This window comes from Woeseia sp. D3-10 (assembly GCF_055809415.1).
Genome location: NZ_JBVVTW010000007.1, coordinates 1,678,538 through 1,698,038 on the forward strand (window position 1 = coordinate 1,678,538; position 19,501 = coordinate 1,698,038).

At 57.8% G+C, this 19,501-nt stretch carries 15 protein-coding genes; 13 read left to right on the forward strand and 2 right to left on the reverse strand.

Translation table 11 applies throughout. The features are described from left to right. Window positions 1–169 precede the first annotated feature (169 nt). The 8 genes from AC0L8N_RS08145 to AC0L8N_RS08180 all read left to right on the forward strand — a co-directional run bounded on the left by AC0L8N_RS08145 (window position 170) and on the right by AC0L8N_RS08180 (window position 11,684). On the forward strand, window positions 170–3,121 hold the full coding sequence (locus AC0L8N_RS08145) for a TonB-dependent receptor (RefSeq protein WP_473667116.1): 2,952 nt from the start codon (window positions 170–172) through the stop codon (window positions 3,119–3,121). Then, window positions 3,121–4,317 carry an ABC transporter substrate-binding protein gene (locus tag AC0L8N_RS08150; RefSeq protein WP_473667117.1) on the forward strand — a complete coding sequence of 399 codons (1,197 nt, stop codon included), beginning with the start codon at window positions 3,121–3,123 and terminating at the stop codon, window positions 4,315–4,317. The genes AC0L8N_RS08145 and AC0L8N_RS08150 overlap by 1 nt, the downstream gene beginning before the upstream one ends. Before the next feature lie 3 nt (window positions 4,318–4,320). After that, the gene (locus AC0L8N_RS08155; protein WP_473667118.1) at window positions 4,321–5,976 is read left to right on the forward strand and encodes an ABC transporter permease; all 1,656 of its coding nucleotides are present in this window, start codon (window positions 4,321–4,323) and stop codon (window positions 5,974–5,976) included. Beyond that, window positions 5,973–6,620 (forward strand): ATP-binding cassette domain-containing protein, encoded by a 648-nt coding sequence (locus tag AC0L8N_RS08160; RefSeq protein ID WP_473667119.1) that lies wholly within the window; start codon window positions 5,973–5,975, stop codon window positions 6,618–6,620. The genes AC0L8N_RS08155 and AC0L8N_RS08160 overlap by 4 nt, the downstream gene beginning before the upstream one ends. Beyond that, complete coding sequence (locus AC0L8N_RS08165) at window positions 6,613–7,236, forward strand: CDP-alcohol phosphatidyltransferase family protein (protein ID WP_473667120.1); 624 nt, start codon at window positions 6,613–6,615, stop codon at window positions 7,234–7,236. Before AC0L8N_RS08160 ends, AC0L8N_RS08165 begins: the two co-directional genes overlap by 8 nt. 92 nt (window positions 7,237–7,328) lie before the next feature. Next, window positions 7,329–9,503, forward strand: coding sequence for an FAD-dependent oxidoreductase (locus AC0L8N_RS08170; protein WP_473667121.1), 2,175 nt, complete (start codon window positions 7,329–7,331; stop codon window positions 9,501–9,503). Beyond that, a complete protein-coding gene (locus AC0L8N_RS08175; protein WP_473667122.1) occupies window positions 9,500–10,294 on the forward strand; it encodes a sterol desaturase family protein in 795 nt (264 codons plus the stop codon). The genes AC0L8N_RS08170 and AC0L8N_RS08175 overlap by 4 nt, the downstream gene beginning before the upstream one ends. A gap of 247 nt (window positions 10,295–10,541) precedes the next feature. Further along, on the forward strand, window positions 10,542–11,684 hold the full coding sequence (locus AC0L8N_RS08180) for a PepSY-associated TM helix domain-containing protein (protein WP_473667123.1): 1,143 nt from the start codon (window positions 10,542–10,544) through the stop codon (window positions 11,682–11,684). Window positions 11,685–11,734: 50 nt separating this feature from the next. Here the strand turns inward: AC0L8N_RS08180 and AC0L8N_RS08185 are convergent, their stop codons facing one another. After that, window positions 11,735–12,658, reverse strand: coding sequence for a LysR family transcriptional regulator (locus tag AC0L8N_RS08185; protein ID WP_473667125.1), 924 nt, complete (start codon window positions 12,656–12,658; stop codon window positions 11,735–11,737). 113 nt (window positions 12,659–12,771) lie between these two features. Here AC0L8N_RS08185 and AC0L8N_RS08190 point away from each other — a divergent pair, with 113 nt between their 5' ends. From AC0L8N_RS08190 to AC0L8N_RS08210, 5 genes are all read left to right on the forward strand, one after another. Further along, window positions 12,772–13,710, forward strand: a complete 939-nt coding sequence (locus tag AC0L8N_RS08190) for a DMT family transporter (protein WP_473667127.1) — start codon at window positions 12,772–12,774, stop codon at window positions 13,708–13,710. Between the two features lie 25 nt (window positions 13,711–13,735). Then, on the forward strand, window positions 13,736–14,725 hold the full coding sequence (locus AC0L8N_RS08195) for a cyclase family protein (RefSeq protein WP_473667129.1): 990 nt from the start codon (window positions 13,736–13,738) through the stop codon (window positions 14,723–14,725). A 66-nt stretch (window positions 14,726–14,791) separates the two neighbouring features. Next, window positions 14,792–15,463, forward strand: coding sequence for a spermidine synthase (locus AC0L8N_RS08200; protein WP_473667131.1), 672 nt, complete (start codon window positions 14,792–14,794; stop codon window positions 15,461–15,463). A gap of 81 nt (window positions 15,464–15,544) precedes the next feature. Continuing rightward, window positions 15,545–17,374: a tetratricopeptide repeat protein gene (locus AC0L8N_RS08205; protein ID WP_473667133.1), complete on the forward strand. Its 1,830-nt coding sequence runs from the start codon at window positions 15,545–15,547 to the stop codon at window positions 17,372–17,374. 229 nt (window positions 17,375–17,603) lie between these two features. Beyond that, a complete protein-coding gene (locus AC0L8N_RS08210; protein WP_473667135.1) occupies window positions 17,604–18,425 on the forward strand; it encodes a mechanosensitive ion channel family protein in 822 nt (273 codons plus the stop codon). A gap of 254 nt (window positions 18,426–18,679) precedes the next feature. On the opposite strand, the gene dkgB is transcribed toward AC0L8N_RS08210, so the two are convergent. Further along, the gene (dkgB, locus tag AC0L8N_RS08215) at window positions 18,680–19,495 is read right to left on the reverse strand and encodes a 2,5-didehydrogluconate reductase DkgB (protein ID WP_473670085.1); all 816 of its coding nucleotides are present in this window, start codon (window positions 19,493–19,495) and stop codon (window positions 18,680–18,682) included. Between the last annotated feature and the right edge of the window lie 6 nt (window positions 19,496–19,501).

Consider the following 19,501-nt stretch of genomic DNA (forward strand, 5'->3'; position numbering starts at 1 on the left):
GGTATAGCCTGCAAGTTGATTGCGTTCTGTAACATATGCGCGCCTGATCCGGTCTATCGATGTCGAAGCCTGCCACGAAAACAGACACACTCATTTGAGGAAGTTACCTGCGATGTACCACCGCCGTACGCCCGCCCCGTCCGTAACAAGAACAGCTGTAACTCTATGTTTGCTGTTTCTATCGTCCCTCGCCGCCGCATCGAATGTCGACGTAGCTGTGCTGAGCGGTGACGGCAGCCCGGCAACCGGCGCCAGCGTGATACTGAAGAATTCACTAACCGGTTACGAAACCACCAGCATCAGCAACTCAAGCGGGCGCGCGCGGTTTTCAGCCGTACCGGCTGGCCCCGGTTACTCGGTGTTGGTCGAAAACATAGAACTCGCGGCAGACATCCGCTTGCGCAGCAATGAATCGCGTGCGGTTTCAGTTCGCATGATCGAGAACATCACGGTTACCGGGCGAGCAGGAAGTATTGCGATTAACTCGCTTGATGCGGAGGTCAGTGCAAGCCTGAACCGGCGCGAGCTTGAAGCGCTGCCGGTCGAGGCGCGCGATTTGTCGCGCGCGCTCATTCGCCTGCCCAACGTGGTCCCTGCGACCGGGTTTTTCCCGGAATCGCCGTCGGTGTCGATTAACGGCGCTAACGGTTTGTTCACGCAGTACCTGATAGACGGCATGGACAACAACGAGAACTTTCTGGGTGGTCCGAAGTTTCCGATTTCGACCGGTGCCGCCTCGGACGTCACTGTGCTGGCGTCATCGTATTCGGTTGAATACGGCCGCACCGGCAATGGCGTGGTCAACGTCACCTCGCGCTCCGGCAGCAATGAGTGGTACAGCGAACTCTTCTATCTGGTACGTCCCGGCGCTTCGGTTGATGCGTCATCGCCGTATGCCGGCCGTGACCTGTCAGGTAACGCCGTACGTGACGGCTTCCGGCGGGACCAGTACGGTTTCGCCCTTGGTGGACCCATCGCTGAAGATCGCACGTTTTTCTTTGCCAACGTCGAATACACCCGCGACGACAAAGACAACGCGCTCGTTTCACCTGCCCTCGGCATTGCCGATACGGTCCCCGGCCGAAACGAATCGCTGCTGGCATCGTTGAAAATCGACCATCGCCTCAACGACAACTGGCAATTGTCGTTCCGCGCCAACGTCGGCGACATCGACATTGAACGCCAGGGCGGCGGTCTGGACGGCGGCGTGACCTTTCCATCGGCAGGCTCGGTGCAACAACGGGAGTCTTTGCTTACGGCCGTCTCCGCCATTTACGACACAGGCGATTTCACGTCCGAAACCCGCCTGTTGTACAGCGCGTTTGACTGGGGCTACGCCACGCCATACGCCAGCAGCGCTCCGCAGGTTGTCGTTGAATCCCCGGCCGGTCTGACGGCCGCCATCCTTGGACACCCCGGTTTCGCGTTCGACGAAAGCGAGGATTCACTGCAGCTGCGCCAAAACTTCACGTGGTACAGGGATTCACATGCCTTCAAGTTTGGCATTGACGTGCTGCGCTCGGACTTCAGCCTCGGCGGTGGCAGCAATCCACAGGGCAATTACCGGGTACGTTTGACACCGGCAGAACTCGCCGAAGTGCAGGCATTGAACCGAGGCGCCGCACTGAACGTCAACGATATCCCGGCAAGCGCCGAAGTGATCGACTATGCGGTCGAGCTGCGTCCTGCGCGTTTCGGCGATGAGCAAAATCAGGTATCGCTATACTTCGAGGATCAGGTCAGTTTATCGCAGGACCTGACCCTGACCGCCGGTCTGCGCTGGGACTACGACAGTGTAACGAAAGCCGGCTCTGGCTCCGCTGATCAGAATAACTTTGCGCCGCGGCTCGCGCTGAATTACCGCGCCAGCGAACGTTTATCGTTTCGGGGTGGCGCCGGCCTGTTCTACGAACGTATTCCTTACACGATTCTGTCGGACGCGTTGCAGCAGAACACGAGTTCGGCCGCCTTTCGCGAGCAGTTGAATGAGCTGGCCGCCGCAGGACGGTTGCCCGCCGACACAGATCCGCTGGCCATCACCTTTGATGGCAATCTCACCGTCAACCCCGCCTGCCCGGATGGCTATCTGCAATGCCCGACACCGGCTGATGTAGCAGACTTGCGTGACACGGCCATCTCCAACGAGCGGCGTGTATTCAGTCCCGACGGCCTCGACAGCCCTTACACCGTGCAGCTTTCTGCCGGTGTGCAATGGCATTTCAATGATCGCTGGCTGGGCTACGCTGATCTGCTGTACTACCGCGGACACAATCAGCTGCGTTTGCGTGACCTGAACGCGGCGACGCCGTTCTCGGCGAATATCGCGAACCTGACCGATGCCAATATCGCGACGCTGCGCGCATTGCCGAGCGATGCTGAACGGCGCGTACTGGCCGAGTCGTTGGGATTGATTCGCAGTCAGGCTGCCGCTGATGCAACACGTCCCGTCGCGCCGGTTGCCGGTGGCGCCCGGCAGATTGTCGTGACCGAAACCGCGGGCGCATCACGCTACAAAGCCCTGAACCTGACCCTCGAGCGACCGGGCGATGGTGACCTGTGGGGCTTCCTGATGACCTATACTTTGTCCGAACTCACGAACAACACGGACGACATCAATTTCCGTTCTGCCAATTCCAACAGCTTCGATGACGAATGGGGCCCGTCGGTCAACGACCGGCGTCACGTGATCTCCTCGGTCGTCTACTGGTACCCGCTCGATTCGGTTACCGTGTCCGTCGCTGGCCAGTTCGAGTCCGGCCAGCCGATTAACCTGATACCCGACACCGGCATCTACGGCACCACCGACCTGAACGGCGATGGCGCCTCCTTCACCGATGCATACCTTGGCAATTCAGACCGGGCGCCAGGCGTTTCCCGCAATGCAGACCGTCTGCCATGGTCGGCGACTATAGACCTCGGCCTGCGTTATGCACCGCAACTTGGTGACGGTCGACTGGAATTGTCTGCTGACGTATTCAATCTGCTGAACCGGGAGAACCTGTCCGGTTTCGCTAACTCGGCAACGCAATCGAATCAGATACAGATATACGGGCAACCGTTTGTACGTCGTAACGCTGGTGCGCCGCGACAGTTCCAGTTCGGCGTGCGCTACCTGTTCTGATGCATCGCCGCTGCCGTGCATGGGGATGGGTTGCGCTGCTGACCGCGATACTGTGGATGCCGCTGAGCCATGCAGAAGACTGGGATGCGATTGTCGCAGAAGCGGCAGGGCAAACCGTTTACTTCAATGCCTGGGGCGGTGATCTCGCGATCAATCGCTATATCGAATGGGCCGCGGAACAAGTACGCGAAGAATACTCCGTCGAACTGAAACACGTTCGTGTGACGGACATTGCCGAATCGGTAACACGGATCATGGCCGAGCGCAGTGCGGGGCGAAACTTTGGCGGCTCCGTCGATTTGTTGTGGATCAACGGTGAGAATTTTGCAGCGCTGAAACGCGCGGGACTGCTGTACGGCCCGTGGGCCACACAAGTGCCGAGCGCCACGAGCATCGACTGGCTGAACAACCCAACCACCCTGACTGACGGCTCGCTGGCAACGGATGGCTTTGAACTCCCGTGGGGCACAGCGGCGCTCACGTTTTTCTTCGATAAGGAACGAGTGCACACGCCACCGCTCACACCGGCCGCGTTGCTGGCCTGGATAGAGGAGCACCCCGGGCGCTTTAGCTATCCGCAACCGCCATCATTCATTGGCAGCGCGTTTCTGAAACAGATGCTGCTGGCGCTGAGCGACAATCCGGAACGGCTGAGTTCGCCTGTGGGTAGTGACTTCGATGAACTAACCGCGCCATTGTGGCACTGGCTTGACCGTGCCCACGCCAGCATGTGGCGCAGCGGTCGCCTGTTTCCGCAAAGCGGCCCAGCACAACGCGATCTGCTCGCGGTTGGCGAACTGGACTGGATGCTGTCGTACAACCCGGCTGAAGCGAGTCGCGCAATTCGCCAAGGCGAAATGCACGCGAACATTGGTGCGCTGTACCTTGAGGCGGGGGCGCTGGCGAACAGTCATTTCCTTGCTATCCCCTATAACTCCGCTGCGTCTGCTGGCGCACGCGTTGTTGCAAACTTTCTGACGACAGCGGCAGCGCAGGCACGCAAAGCCGATGAACGTTACTGGGGCGACCCGACGATTCTGGACCTGAACGCACTGGCAGCTTACGAGCGCGCGTTCTTCGACCACCTTGATACCGGGCCGGCGACACCGCCAGCCGCCGGACGGTATTTACTGGAACCGCATCCCGAATGGGCAACCCGCATCGAGCAGGCATGGCTCGAACGATACGTGCGCTGAACAATGCCGCGTTCGCTCATCGCCCACCCTGCTGTAGCACTGCTACTTGCGATATCTCTCGTACCAACGTCGGCGGGTCTCGGTGCTGCACTGTTGCTCGGGCTGGATACCGAAGCATTGGCACGCGTGTTCGCCACACCGGGTGTCGGTCTGTCGATCGCGTCCTCTGTATGGACGGGCGGCATTGCAACCGCAATAGCACTGTTGCTCGCGCACGTTGCCGTTGCACTGGCGGCAAGTGGCAACTGGCGAAATCGGTTGACGACGCTGGTGCTGCCGCTGCTCGCTATGCCACACCTTGCGATCGGCATTGGCCTTGCCCTGGTGCTCGCCCCATCCGGTGTATTGCTACGTATATTTTCGCCATGGGCTACCGGCTTCGAACTGCCGCCTGACTGGTTGATCGTCAATGACCCGGCCGGTATTTCGTTGATCATCGGCCTCGTGCTCAAAGAGACCTGCTTCCTCATTATGGCGCTCGGCGCCGCGCTCGGGCAGGTGCCGTCGACGCGTTTGCAGGCACAGGCCGCAACCCTCGGTTACGGACCCATGAAGAGCTGGTTGACGACCGTAGCGCCCGCTTTGCAGCAGCAAATCCGTTTGCCGCTTGCGGCAGTACTCGTGTTTGGCGTCAGTAACGTTGAGATGGCGATCCCGGTAGGACCGGCCTTGCCACCGACATTCCCGGTCTTGTTATGGCGCTGGTTCACAGACCCTGACCCGGCGATACACGCTCAGGCCTATGCGGGCACGCTGGTATTGCTGGCAGTCAGCATCGCGGTTATTGCGGGGGCACACCTGCTGGGTCGCTATGCCCGAGCCGCACTGATTCGTTCGGCAAGCAACGGCCAACGCCGTAGCCGTGAAGCCGGAATACGGAAAAGTTTCGCCGGCGTTTTGGCCATCGGCTGGGCACTGGGCTTTTTCGCAATCATTGCCATCGGCCTGCGTGCCGTGTCCGGACCGTGGCGTTTCCCTGCGCTGATTCCGACGAACGTCTCACTCTCCACACTGCAGGACCTGGTCTCATTAACAAGCGGCGTCGGCATGACGACGCTCGCGCTGGCAGCCGCAACTGCCGTCATCGGTATCGCATTGGTGCTGCCAGCGGCGGAACGCTGCCGACGGTCGGCCACAACGCGACGCCAGTTAAGCTCGCTGTTGTTTCTGCCCTTGCTGTTGCCGCAAATGACCTTTCTATTCGGCGTGCAGGTTCTGCTGGTGCGACTCAATATCGACGGCACCTTTATCGCGGTGCTGTGGAGCCACCTGGTGCTTGCATTGCCGTACGTGTGGGGAATACTCGCGCCAGCCCGCGCTGCGATTGATCCTCGTTACGAGCAAGTAGCGGCAACGCTGGGCGTGTCTGCAACACGAAGCTGGCTGACGGTCACCGCCCCATTGCTCACGCGCGCCTCACTGATCGCACTGGCGCTCGCATTCTCGGTTAGTGTCGCACTGTATTTGCCAACCTTGTTTGCCGGTGCGGGTCGTATTGCAACGGCTACGACAGAGGCTGCTGCCGCCGCAGGTTCCGGGAATCTGCGGCTGGCGACAGCGCATGCGATACTGCTCGCCGTGATTCCGCTGACTGCATTTGCTCTCGCCTACCTCGGTGCCGCCCTGTTGTTTCGGCAACGTCGTGGCGTGCCGCGATGAATACGCTGGTGCTCGATGAAGTACGGTTGCGCATCGCTGGCCGGGAATTGTTTCCGCCTCTGAACGCGCGCGTAGAACCGGGTACAGTTACCTCGATTGTCGGCGCCAGCGGTTCAGGCAAATCCAGTTTGTTGAAGTTTCTCTGTGGCATATTGCCCGCCGAGATCGAAGGCAACGGCAGCGTCCGTCTGAACGACAACGATATTTCAAGCTTGTCGCCACAAGCTCGGCGACTGGGTCTGCTGTTTCAGGAGCCGTTGCTGTTTCCGCACCTCGACGTTGCCGGCAATGTTCTGTTTGGGCTAAGAACACGCGGCACAAGCAAAGAACGGCAGCAACAGGTGAGCGAGGCACTCGCCTCGGTCGGGCTTGCCGGACTGGATAAGCGCGATCCCGCAACGTTGTCCGGCGGTCAACAGGCACGAGTGGCCTTGTTGCGCGTGCTGCTTGCTGATCCCCGCGCGCTGTTGCTGGATGAACCCTTTCGGTCGCTCGATGAAGACAATCGCGTCCAGGTCCGCGAACTGGTTTTTAGCGAAGCACGACGGCGTGGTTTACCCACGCTGCTGGTTACGCACGATGAGAGCGACGTTGTTGCCGCCGGCGGGCCTGTAGTGCGACTTCAGGGCACTCCGCATGCTTGATACAGTGGTGCGCCCACTGATTAATCAACCGCTGGATTTCGCCGGTCGGGCACTTGCCGAGCGCGGTGTAAGCGCCAACAGCGTCACATTTGCCGGCCTGCTTGTTGGCCTGCTGGCCGCGGTGGCTATCTCCGTCAGCTTACTCAAACTCGGTTTCGTGCTTATTGTTTGCAACCGGATGCTGGATGGGCTTGATGGAGCTGTCGCTCGGGCAAGCCGCACCACCGACAGCGGCGGCTATCTCGATATTGTGGTTGATTATGTTTTCTACGGCAGTGTACCGCTGGCGTTCGCTATCGCCGATCCGACACAAAATGCTGTTCCGGCCGCCGCGTTGCTCGCCTCTTTTTGTTTAACGGCATCGAGTTTTCTCGCACTCGCGACGATTGCGGCCAAGCGCGGCATCGAAACGGCGGCGCACGGCAGAAAGTCGTTCTTCTATTCCACTGGCATTGTGGAAGGCACTGAGACCATCGCCTGCTTCTTGCTAATGGCCGCGATACCGGCGTGGTTTGAGTTACTCGCGTGGGGATTCAGCGTACTGTGCGTCTTGACAGCCATTCAGCGGACTGCATTGGTTTTCAAACTGTTCGGCGATGACACGACCGATCAATGACACACCGGCCTGACGAAGGCGAGGGTAATATTTGCCCGGCTCCCCCGGTCCATTGAAGCACAGCATTCGAACATCACGTAACGGAGCACCTTGTGTCACGAAATCTTGGCAGACTATTTCTTGTAGTGGTCATCGCGGCCGTTATTGGTGCTTACTTCGCTTTTGATTTGCAGCAGTACCTGTCACTGACAGAACTGAAACAACAACGCGATGCACTTGCTGAGTACGCCGCGTCCCGCCCGTTACTTTCCATCGGCGGATTTTTCCTCGTCTATGTTGTAGTCGCTGCACTTTCCTTACCGGGTGCCGCCATCCTGACCATTGCGGGCGGCGCGGTATTCGGGCTGGGCACTGGTACTCTCGTTGTTTCGTTCGCCAGCAGCATAGGCGCGACACTGGCTTTCTTCGCGGCGCGCTTTCTTCTGCAGGACACGGTACGCAGTAAGTTCAAGGAACGCCTGAAACGCATCGACGAAGGTATCGAAAAGGACGGCGGGTTTTATTTGTTTTCCATGCGGCTCGTACCGGTGTTTCCCTTTTTTGTAATCAATCTTGTCGCCGGGCTCACTGCACTGAAACCGTGGACATTCTATTGGGTTAGTCAGCTTGGCATGTTGCCCGGTACGCTGGTATTCGTGAATGCAGGCACTCAGCTCGGGCAGATCTCTTCTGCCGGTGACATCCTGTCGCCATCGTTACTCGGCGCGTTCGTGTTGCTGGCTCTTTTGCCGTTCATCGGGCGCGGCGTTCTGGCCTGGGTTAAGGAGAGCCGTGTGCGGAAGAAGTTCAATCGACCAAAAAACTTCGATTACAACCTGATTGTCATTGGCGGCGGATCGGCGGGTCTCGTGACCTCCTACATCGCGGCGACCATCAATGCCAAAGTTGCGTTGATTGAGCGCGACAAGATGGGCGGCGAATGCCTCAATACCGGTTGTGTGCCGAGTAAGGCATTGCTGAAGAGTGCCGGTCTGCTGGCGGCTGCACGCGACAGCAAGAAACTCGGTATCAACAAAATGGAAGCAGACTTTGATTTCGCAGACGTCATGCAGCGGGTACACGATGTGATTGGAGAGATTGCGCCGCATGACTCGGTTGAGCGTTATACCAAACTGGGCGTTGATTGCATCGCCGGCGAGGCGAAGGTGATTTCGCCGTGGGAAGTGGAAGTGGGAGACCGTCGACTATCGGCCCGTTCTATTGTTGTTGCGACCGGTTCGCGACCGGTTGTGCCGCCTATTGACGGCTTCGACAAGATCGATTTTGTCACCAGCGACACGTTATGGGATATCCGGAAACAACCTCGCAAGATGGTGGTACTCGGCGGCGGCCCGATTGGCTGCGAATTGACTCAGGCGTTCCAGCGACTGGGTACCGACGTCACTCTGGTGGAAATGGCGGCGCAATTGCTGGGACGGGAGGATGGCGACGCCGCGAGCGCCGTGCTGGAATCTCTGCGTGATCATGACGGCGTCAACGTGGCATTGTCCACGAAGGCAGTACGGGCTGAAGGCGAAGGTGCGAGCGGCACCCTTGTGTGTGAACAGGATGGCAAAGAAGTGCGATTCGAGTTTGACTTGCTTCTTTTGGCTCTCGGCCGAAAGGCAAACGCCAATACCGCCGGGATTGCCGACATTGGCGTCGAGATTGCAAAAAATGGCACGGTCGCTACGGACCCGTTCCTGCGCACGAATTACCCCAGCATCTCCGTGTGCGGCGATGTTGCCGGACCCTATCAATTCACCCACGTAGCCGCTCATCAAGCCTGGTTTGCCGCAGTGAACTCGCTTATTCGCCCGCTGTGGTCTTTCCGCGCGGATTACAGCGTCATACCGTGGTCGACATTTACGAGCCCGGAAGTCGCGCGGGTCGGCCTGAACGAAACCGAGGCCAGTGAACAGGGTATCGAAGTTGAAGTGACGCGCTACGGGATCGACGATCTTGATCGTGCAATTACTGAGAGCGAAGCGCACGGTTTCGTCAAGGTACTCACAGCTCCCGGCAGCGACAAGATTCTGGGTGCAACGATTGTCGGTGCGCATGCCGGCGAGCTGATCGCTGAGTTTGTACTGGCGATGAAACACGGACTTGGACTCAACAAGATCTTGGGCACTATCCATATTTACCCAACGCTGATGGAAGCGAATAAGTACGTGGCTGGCGAATGGAAGCGGGCGAACAAACCTGAAAAGCTGCTGCGTTACGTCGGACGCTATTTTGCATGGCGACGCGGACGTGCGGGCAACAGCGAGGACGTTGATCAGTGAGCGAGTGGCTGCTGGGCAATGAACCGCAAGTCCGGCTCGTCGTGTTTCTCTCAGTGTTCGCGCTGCTGCTGGCAGCACAACACTGGGCGCCGCGCCGGGACATGCACCTGGGCTGGCGCCGCCTCCTCAGCAATATTTCGCTGGTCGTAGCAGGCACGTTGTTGTTGCGGATTGCCTTTCCGGTGCTTGCGGTTGGTCTCGCGTTACGTTTGGAGGCCGACGGCGGTGGCCTGGCAACCTTATTCCCGTACTGGCTCGCGATTATGGTTGGCGTTGTACTGCTGGATTGCGCCATCTACTGGCAACACCGTTTGCTGCATAAAATTCCGCTGCTGTGGCGACTGCACCGGGTCCATCACGCAGATGTGGGCTTTGACGTCACAACGGCCCTGCGCTTCCACCCGATTGAGTTTGCTTTGTCGATGGCAATCAAACTCGGCTTGATTGCATTGTTCGGCATTCCTGCGCTTGCCGTCCTTATATTTGAGATACTTCTGAACGCTGGCGCGCTCTTCACTCACGCCAATATTAGGCTGCCAGCAATGTTCGAGCGGCGACTACGCTGGCTATTGGTTACGCCGGAAATGCATCGCATTCATCATTCGGTGCACAAGGATGAAACCAACAGCAACTTCAGTTTTCACCTGTCGTTGTGGGATCGCCTGTTTGGCAGCTACCGGGATCAACCCCGCGATGGTCAGACATCGATGAAGATTGGCCTGCATGAATTTCGCGAGTCTCGTGAACAGACGATCTGGGCATTGATCCTCAATCCGTTTCGGAAGAATTGACGGCCCCGGCCAACACTGACGGTAGGCCAACAGGCTGCTGTTAACGCCACGCTAGCAGATTCCAGCTAAACCGCCGACCAGCCGTTCTCTGGTCCACCGATTTTTTGTGACTCCGCCAGCGATACCCGCTCAGAGCGGCAGATCCCGCTGCCAGTCTGAATTCTCTCATCTGAAAGCTTTGACTTGACCGTTAATACAAATGAGAATCGTTCGCAAATAGTAACGCGGTAGCGGGAATACCTTGCTCATGAAGCTTCGACCCATACTCTTCTGGTCACATCTTGCGGTCGGCATCACCGCCGGTTTCGTCATTCTGATGATGTCCGTCACCGGCGTCCTGCTGACCTACGAACGGCAGTTCATCGAATGGGCCGATCAACAGTATGCGACGTCGCCGGTAACCGGCGTGTCCGCATTAAGTGCCGATGAGTTGCTGAACATCGGTCGCGCGGCAGAGCCCGGTGCGGACAGCTTCGAACTGAAATTCGTCAACAAGCCTGGCTCACCGGTCACGGTTACGGCTGACCGGGAGCGGACACTGCTCGTCGACCCATACAGCGGGGATATTCTTCGCGACGGCCGCGGTACTACAGCAGAATTCTTTCGCGTCGTTACCCGTGTACATCGATGGTTTGCGGCGTCCGACGAGAACTTCGACTTGGCAAGAGCGACGACGGCCTACAGCAATCTGCTTTTTGTTTTTCTGATTGTGTCCGGTGTCTACCTGTGGCTGCCGCGGGTCTGGCATTGGTCAATACTCAAAACCAAACTGTTCTTCAATCCCAGGACGACCAACTCGAAAGCGCGCGACTACAACTGGCATCACGTGTTCAGCGTGTGGGCTCTCGTGCCACTGTTTCTGATCGCAAGCTCCGGCTCGGTCTTTTACTTTTCGTGGGCCAGCTCTGCAATTTATGCGGCTTTTGGCGAAGAGCCGCCGGTTCGTGGTCGCGGAAGTGAGTCGGCTGTTGGCGAGGCATTACCTGTGGAGACAATGCCGCAGCAAGGACTGTTGAATGCAGCACAACAGCATGCGCTTGCCAATGAAGCTGCGGACTGGCACTCGATCAAGCTACGGACAAGCGCCGTACCGAAGCCGTCGACAACCTTTGTCATCGATCGCAGCATCGGTCGACGTCCGGATTTCGCCTACGAGCTAAAGCTGGACAGTAGCAACGCTTCGGTAATTGAGGTCAAACGCAACGACGACAAGACACCGGGAGCCAAGGCGAGAACTTTCGTACGCTTCTTGCACACCGGCGAAGTGTTCGGCTTTCTTGGCCAAACGCTCGCCGGGCTTGCCTCTTTGGCGGCCTGCTTACTCGCCTACACGGGAATGGCACTGGCATGGCGGCGATTGATTTCACCGTTGTTCAGGAGAACCGCCTGAACGACGGCATTACCGCGACAATTCACGGCGAACAATACATGGCCATTTGACTATCCATGTGGGTCCACCGATAGATCCCAGTAGGGGGTCGTGGAAATTTTGCCCGCCATGAAATCAACGAAGGCGCGGACTTTTGGCAGCAGGTGGCGCCTCTCCGGGTAAACCAGATAAATGGAAACCTCGAGTGTTGAGTAGTTCGTCAGCAGCGGTATCAATCTACCGTCCTGTATATCCTTGCCGACGATAAACGTCGGCGCGCGCATTATTCCGCTCCCCGCGAGCACCGCCTCACGCAACGCCAGGCTGTTGTTCATTTGCAGTGCGCCGCTGACCGACACGGATACTGGTTTGTTGTCCGAGGCAAGAAAATGCCAGACTCGGGCAGAGGCTTGGTAGCTGAACGAAAACACATTGTGCTTGGTGAGATCAGCAGGAGTTCGCGGAGTCCCGTGATTGTCCAGGTAAGACTGAGTAGCGACGATCGCGTGACGGCACGGCGCCATGCGGCGCGCAATCAACGACGAGTCCGGCATGTCCGCAATGCGGACTGACACATCGAAACCCTCTTCGATAAGATCGACCTTGCGATCATCAAGTTTCATGTCCACGGTCAGCTCAGGGTAGCGTTGCAGAAACTCCGGCAATGACGGGGCGATATGCAAAATGCCAAACGACATCGGCGAGTTTATTCGCAGCACGCCGCTCGGAGTTTCCCGCAGCCGCGAAATCTCGGCTTCCGCATCTTCGATATCGCGTAAGCCGCGTTGGCTGCGTTCGTGAAAAATTCGACCGGCTTCAGTCAGACTCAGCCGCCGGGTTGTACGGTTCAACAGCCGCACACCGAGCCGCTCCTCCAGCCGTGTAACGTACTTGCTGACCACCGGCCGCGACAATTTCAGCCGCTCAGCCGCTTTCGTGAAGCTGCCCTCGTCCACAACGGCCACGAATACCGCGATGTCGGTCAGTGAATCCATGATCGCTCTGATTAGGTCATATTTGTGAATAGTGTAGTGAATTTTTGCGGGATTATTATCTAACGGTAACGCTTTAGTGTTCAAGACCTACCCGGACACGGCAGTTGCCCATCATGCGCCCCCTGAAATCAAATTCGACCGAACTCAATGCGCATGCGGGCCTGGTCGTTGCCGCCCTGATCGTGGGCCTCTCTTTTCCCGCCGTCGGTTTGATCAGCGAAGGCCTGCCGCCGTTGCTGCTGACGGCCATCCGTTTTGCGATTGCAGCACTGGTCGTCTGGCCGTTGACGCGGAGGCACGGGAGCCACTGGCCGAGCGTGGCAGGACTCGCGTTGTACTGCCTGCTCGGAACGGCGTTGGCGGCGTTCTTCGGCACGATGTTCTGGGCTGCGCATCACGACAGTGCCGTTTCGATGGCGACGATCTATGTCAGCGTTCCACTAACGGCTTACGCCCTCGGCCGCGCGTTCAGTGTTGAACAAGCATCGGCGAGATTGCTGGTAATACTGGCGATAGGCGCGAGCGGCGCACTCGCGCTGATCTGGGCGCATACGGCAGCACAAACCGGCAGGTTCTCGTTTGGCATTGGCGAAACAGCGTTTCTCGCCGCCAGCATTGGCCCTGCACTGCACCCGGTGCTGACGAAGCTCGGCCTGCAACAAGGATGGCTCTCGCCGCACGCTGAACAACGAACATTTTGGAATTTGCTGGCTGGCAGCTTCGTTACCGCAGTCACCGCATTGCTCGTGGAATCACCGGCGGACCTCGCGACCGCTGTGACTCGCGACGCGGCCATCGTCATCTATCTCGCTGTTTTTTCGAGTGCCGTGACGTTCTGGTTGTCGCAGCGCGCCGCCGCCGTACTTAGCCCCGGCACGGTTACGGCTTACAGCTACACGACTCCGTTCGTCGCCATGTTGTTGCTGTTCATAAGCGAACCACAAACGATCGGCTGGCGCTGGCTACCCGGCACCTTGCTCGTGATCACCGCGATTGCGTTACTCATTCGCGAAGCCGAGCCGAAGGATCAGGCAGGCGACCCCGAACTCTAGAACAACTGAAACAGGAGACAGTGCGATGACTATTCTTAAACTCACGAAGCAGCTGGTTGCTATCGCGTTGGTGCTGGCCTTGGTGTCGGTGACATTTGCCAGCAATCGGGCTGTGGGTGTAAGCCCCTGGGGGGCGGACGATGAAATCGGTCGGCTAAATCTGATGAACGATCAATCACGTCATGCCATTCTCGCGCAGATCAGTGGCGGAAAAACCTACGACTTGTCGGTCGAATATTTCATCGGCATGCCGAGCTGGCAGGCGGCGGGCGATCCTCACTACCGGCTGTGGATGACACACACACCGCAGGGCACAGTGATCGATGATCCGCTCGGCCTCGGCAAAGAGATGAATGAGCACGTCAGTTACACGGGTGCGGCAATCTCGATGTACACGCACATGGGCACTCATATTGACGGCCTGAGTCACTTCGGTCTGGACGGCAAAATCTGGAACGGTTTCAGCGCCCGCGAACACCTGGGCGACCGCGGCTGGCAGGTCGGCGGCGTGGAGAACCTGCCGCCGATCGTCGCGCGCGGCGTCATGATTGACGTAGCGGCTGCAAAGAAGGTGGCCATGCTGCCGGACGGGTATCGAATTACCCGGTCCGACCTCGTGCACGCACTGCACACCCAGAGCGTTGAACTCCGCAAGGGCGACGTCGTGTTGGTGCGAACCGGTCGCATGCAGTCCTATGCAGACACGGCGGCCTACATGGCCAACCCGCCCGGACTTGGTTTGGCAGCAGCACGTTTCCTTGTTGAAGAATCAGGCGCAATGATTGTCGGCGCGGACAATCTGAGCTTCGAAACTTTCCCGTCGGAACTGGAAGATGACTACGTCCCGTTGCACACCTACCTGCTGGCGGAACAAGGCACCCCGATCATCGAACTCGCGTGGCTTGAAGACCTGTCGCGCGACAAGGTGTACGAGTTCGCGTTCATCGCTGGCTCGTTGAAACTGCGTGGCGCTGACGCCGCACCGCTACGACCTATCGCAATCCCGGTGAAGTAACGGCAACCCCTGCGCTCGCCGAGGATATGCAGTAGGCTGCGGCAACACTTGAAAGAAGGTCGTCCGATGATTCCCCGAGTTCTGCTAGGCACTGCATTGATTCCTGACACTGACAAGGAACTGCAGCTTTATCAATCGGGCGACCTGTTCTCGATCAAGATTCCCGGTCGGGGCGATCTGATGAACAGCCGCGTACACGGCTCGGAGAAAGCGTTAGCCGACCTTGCCATCGAGCAACTTGGCGCCAACAAGACACCACGTCTCCTCGTTGGCGGCCTTGGTATGGGCTTTACGCTGGCCGCCGCTCTCCAGGCTGTTGGCCCTGACGCAGAAGTTGTTGTTGCCGAATTGGTGCCGGAAGTCGTGACATGGAACGAGACGTTGATGGGTGAGCCCGCCGGGCACCCGTTGGCCGACCCACGCAGTCGCGTCTACGTCGGTGACGTTGCCGACCTGATTCGGCAGGAGCCTGCCGGGTTTGATGCCATCCTGATGGACGTCGACAATGGACCCGAAGCACTCGTACGCCGCGAGAATGACTGGCTTTACAGCCCTGCCGGTCTGCGCGCGACTCGCAGCGCGTTGCGGCCGAAAGGAGTGCTGGCCGTCTGGTCTTCCAGCCCGGACCGGGCATTCAGCAAACGCCTGCAACAAGCGAATTTCAAGGTGCGCGAGCACGTCGTCAGGCCGCACCGCGTCGGCAAAGGTCCACGGCATCACATTTGGGTCGCGACCTGAACCCACCCTGCCCGGCCCATCTATACAAAGGCATTGGCGACTGATTAAATCGGCGCGTTCACCCTGGGGTAGCGCCCGTCCATGTCTCTGTATTCCGAGTTCAGCAAAAGGAACGTGTTCCGGGTCGGCGCGGCCTACCTGGTCGCCGCGTGGCTGTTTACGCAGGTAGCCGAAACGCTGTTTCCCCTATTCGGTTTTGGCGATACGCCCGCACGCATTGTCGTGATCATGCTGGCCATCGGTTTCATTCCTGCACTGATTTTGGCCTGGGCCTTCCGGATGACCCCGGACGGCATGCGCAAAGAATCCGAGCTGGACATCGCGCTGTCGCCGCAGGCCAGCCGGCGGCTCGACCGCATGATCATGGTGGCACTGACCATTGCCCTGTGCGTCATGGCATTGGATCGCTTTGTATTTTCGGCGATGCGGGAAACTGCCCGGCAGGCGTCAATCGCCAGCCAGCTTGCGGAAGCCCGGCAACAGGCGAAGAACGAAGCGCTGCAGACGACCTCCAGTGATAAATCTATCGTTGTCCTGCCCTTCGTCAATATGAGCGACGATGCGCAGAACGAATTCTTCTCTGATGGAATCTCCGAGGAATTGCTGAACCTGCTGGCAAAGATCCCCGATCTGCGGGTGATCTCCCGCACCTCGGCGTTTTCTTACAAAGGTAAGAACGTGACAATGGCGCAGGTCGTCGGTGATTTGAACGTCAGTCACGTCCTCGAAGGTTCCGTGCGTAAAGCAGGTGACCGGGTACGCATAACCGCTCAGTTGATCGATGCGCATAGCGATACACACGTCTGGTCAGAAACGTTTGATCGCCAGCTTGGAGACATATTCGCCATTCAGGAGGAGATAGCGGCGACCGTTTCTGATCGTCTTACCCTGAGCTTGCTCGGCGATACACCGCGACCCCGCAGCACCAACCCGCAAGCCTACGCGTTGTATTTGCAGGCACGGTTCCTCGGAATTCAGGGCAGTGCGGACGGCTACGCCCAGGCAGTGACGTTGTTGCAGCAGGTGCTTGCCATAGATCCTGATTACGCCAATGCCTGGGATGCGCTGGCGGGAAACTATTTGAATCAGGCTGGTAAAGGGTTGCGGCCGTGGAACGAGGGATTCGAGTTGGCACGCGATGCGGCGGAACGTGCACTGACGATCGATCCGCTGTACGCGCCGGCCTATGCCCGGCTCGGCTGGGTTGCGTTATTGCGCGACAACAATCTTGAGTCGGCAGCACATCACTATCAACGCGCGCTGGAACTCGGGCCAACCAATGTACGCACTATCGGTGATGCCGCCTCCGTGCTTAAGAGTCTCGGACGCATCGACGAATGCATCGCGCTGGATGAATTCGTGGTCGAGCGCGACCCGGTGAATGCAATCGGTCACTTCAATCTGGGCGGCAGCTATTTGTACGCCGGGCGCTATGCGGATGCGATTGCTACTTTGCGTACCGCCTTACAACTCAGCCCGAACCGCATCGGCGGCTACTACCAGCTCGGTATCGCGCAACTGCTTGCTGGCAACGCGGCCGACTCGATGGCGTCCATGCAACACGAACCGCTCGAGGTGCTGCAACTGCTTGGCAAAGTTATGGCCAGCCATGCACTCGGCGAGTTTGAAATCGCGAATCAACTGCAAACTGAGTTGATAGATCAGCACGAGCAGGAAGCCGCCTACAACATCGCCTACGTGCTGGCTTACCGCGGCCAGACCGATTCAGCGTTCGAGTTCCTGGCGCAGGCCGTGAACAACGAAGACCCGGGACTCACGGATATCGTTGCAGAGCCTCTGTTTGCAAATCTGCACGCGGACCCGCGCTGGTTACCTTTCCTGAAGTCCATCGGAAAAGCACCGGCGCAGCTGGAAACCATAGTTTTTAAGATTCCACTGCCGCTGTCCTAAAACGTAAGCAGCCGACCTGAAGATTGTCGCCGCAAGTCGCACGAAACCAGACGATGGTTGCCGTTCAACGCTGAGGCAGGAAATTTTGTTTCCCTGGAATCAATAGGACACGGCTGCCAACCGGAAACGTGACTTCCTGTTTACCAATCGCAAACTTTTGTGTCAGACGATAGTTGCTCGTTCAAACGGCAATAGGATAGCCATTGAGCATTTCCTTGAGGAGCAACCGATGGATCTTGTCAACAAATACCTGCCGCTGTTTCAGGAGGGTGCCGTGACCTACGGTTTGCTGTTCTTGAAAGCGCTGGCCATTTTCGTTGTTGGTCGCTGGATAGCAAAGGTTATCGTCAAGATTGTGCACGGGGTACTGCGACGCGGCGGTATGGATGACATGCTCGTCAAGTTCATCAAGAACATCGTCTATGCGCTATTGTTGACGTTCGTCGTCATCGCCGCAATCAGCGCACTTGGTATTCAAACTGCATCATTGGTCGCAGTCATCGGTGCTGCCGGGCTCGCTATTGGCCTGGCATTGCAAGGCTCACTTGCGAACTTCGCAGCTGGGGTTCTCATGATTATTTTCCGGCCTTACAAGCTTGGTGATCTGGTTTCGGTAGCGGGCTCCGAAGGCTTCGTTGAAGAGGTTGATGTCTTCACGACAACGCTCCGAACTCCTGACAAGACACAGATCATTATCCCGAATGGCCAGATCATGGAAGGCCAGATCACTAATTTCACCGACGCCGAAAAGCGCAGGCTCGACCTGCTTGTCGGCATCGGTTACGGCGACGACATTGATAAAGCACGAAACGTGCTGCTCGATGCAATAAAGGCCAGCGATTTTGTGCTTGAGGATCCTGAGCCTGCAGTCACTGTTGCAGAACTCGGCGATAGCTCTGTGAACCTGGCGGTTCGTCCATGGGTGTATTCGGCAACCTACGCGCCAGCTTCGCACGAGGTTACTGAACGCATTAAAAAAGCACTTGATGCGGCTGGGATCAGTATTCCGTTCCCACAGCGCGACGTGCATATGTATGAGCACAAGAACTAAGATACAAATCCAGCCCGCTTGCTACAAAAGCCGGGCAGGCATGGTGTTATCAGCCTGCTCGGCAAGTGCGTAGGCAACAATCGGTTTAACAGTCGATCTGACAGGGTGTCGCACCCGGCCCCAGCGACCATCTGGCCGTATCAACCGCCTCAAGTTTCAGCACTTTGATACCTTGCCCTCAAAGCACGAAGCCTGCACGTGGCTATTGATAGCCACCGCTTGGTCTGGCCGCGGTATTACTGCTTACATACCGATCAATCCCACTGCGGAGCGATTTCTGGATTGGCAATCCGTTCATTGCGATCAAGCGCATCGATCCGCGCAATCTCGTCGGCTGAAAGGACCAGTGATGCGCCCTTTAGGTTGGCTTCCAGGTTCTGTCGCTTAGTGGAGGAAGGAATAGTTGCCATGCCATGGGCAAGCACCCAGGCGACGACGACTTCCGCGCTGCTGACGCCATGCGCTTCGGCAATTCTCACAATCACAGGGTCGTTGAGCACCTTGCCCACCGCAAACGGCATGTAGGCTGTGATATGTATGTCGTGCGAATCGCAGAATGATCGCAACTTCGTGTTGGTCAGGTACGGATGAACTTCAACCTGATTGGTGAATAATCGCCCATCGGGCATCAGCGCCATAGCTTCTTTCAGCAGCGCAATGTTGAAATTGGAAACTCCTGCCTGTCGGGTCAGACCCTGCTCTTGAGCTTCCAACAACTCCCCAATGTACTCGCTCACCGGTTCGTTGTTGGCTGGCGCAGGCCAGTGAATAAGCAGCAGGTCGACGTAGTCCAGCTGGAGCCGTTTCAGGCTTTCCTCGACACCGTTTCGAAAAGCCGTCTCGTTCAAGGTATTGTTCCAGGCCTTGGTGGTCACGAACAATTCTTCACGCTTGAGACCGAAGTCCCTGATAGCTCTGCCTACTTCTTCTTCGTTGGCATAGATCTGAGCAGTGTCAATGTGGCGGTAACCAAGTTCCAATCCCATCGTTACTGAGTCATACGCTACCGCTCCTTTCAGGCGGAAGGTCCCCAAGCCGAGCTGTGGCATGCTGTTTTTAGCCAATTCCATTGCTTT

Bases quoted from the DNA above. Each gene is read 5' to 3' on its own strand.
- dkgB (WP_473670085.1), bottom strand. From the start codon at position 19,495: ATGGAATTGGCTAAAAACAGCATGCCACAGCTCGGCTTGGGGACCTTC.
- AC0L8N_RS08150 (WP_473667117.1), top strand. From the start codon at position 3,121: ATGCATCGCCGCTGCCGTGCATGGGGATGGGTTGCGCTGCTGACCGCG.
- AC0L8N_RS08165 (WP_473667120.1), top strand. From the start codon at position 6,613: ATGCTTGATACAGTGGTGCGCCCACTGATTAATCAACCGCTGGATTTC.
- AC0L8N_RS08205 (WP_473667133.1), top strand. From the start codon at position 15,545: ATGTCTCTGTATTCCGAGTTCAGCAAAAGGAACGTGTTCCGGGTCGGC.
- AC0L8N_RS08200 (WP_473667131.1), top strand. From the start codon at position 14,792: ATGATTCCCCGAGTTCTGCTAGGCACTGCATTGATTCCTGACACTGAC.
- AC0L8N_RS08185 (WP_473667125.1), bottom strand. From the start codon at position 12,658: ATGGATTCACTGACCGACATCGCGGTATTCGTGGCCGTTGTGGACGAG.
- AC0L8N_RS08160 (WP_473667119.1), top strand. From the start codon at position 5,973: ATGAATACGCTGGTGCTCGATGAAGTACGGTTGCGCATCGCTGGCCGG.
- AC0L8N_RS08180 (WP_473667123.1), top strand. From the start codon at position 10,542: ATGAAGCTTCGACCCATACTCTTCTGGTCACATCTTGCGGTCGGCATC.
- AC0L8N_RS08190 (WP_473667127.1), top strand. From the start codon at position 12,772: ATGCGCCCCCTGAAATCAAATTCGACCGAACTCAATGCGCATGCGGGC.
- AC0L8N_RS08210 (WP_473667135.1), top strand. From the start codon at position 17,604: ATGGATCTTGTCAACAAATACCTGCCGCTGTTTCAGGAGGGTGCCGTG.
- AC0L8N_RS08195 (WP_473667129.1), top strand. From the start codon at position 13,736: ATGACTATTCTTAAACTCACGAAGCAGCTGGTTGCTATCGCGTTGGTG.
- AC0L8N_RS08155 (WP_473667118.1), top strand. From the start codon at position 4,321: ATGCCGCGTTCGCTCATCGCCCACCCTGCTGTAGCACTGCTACTTGCG.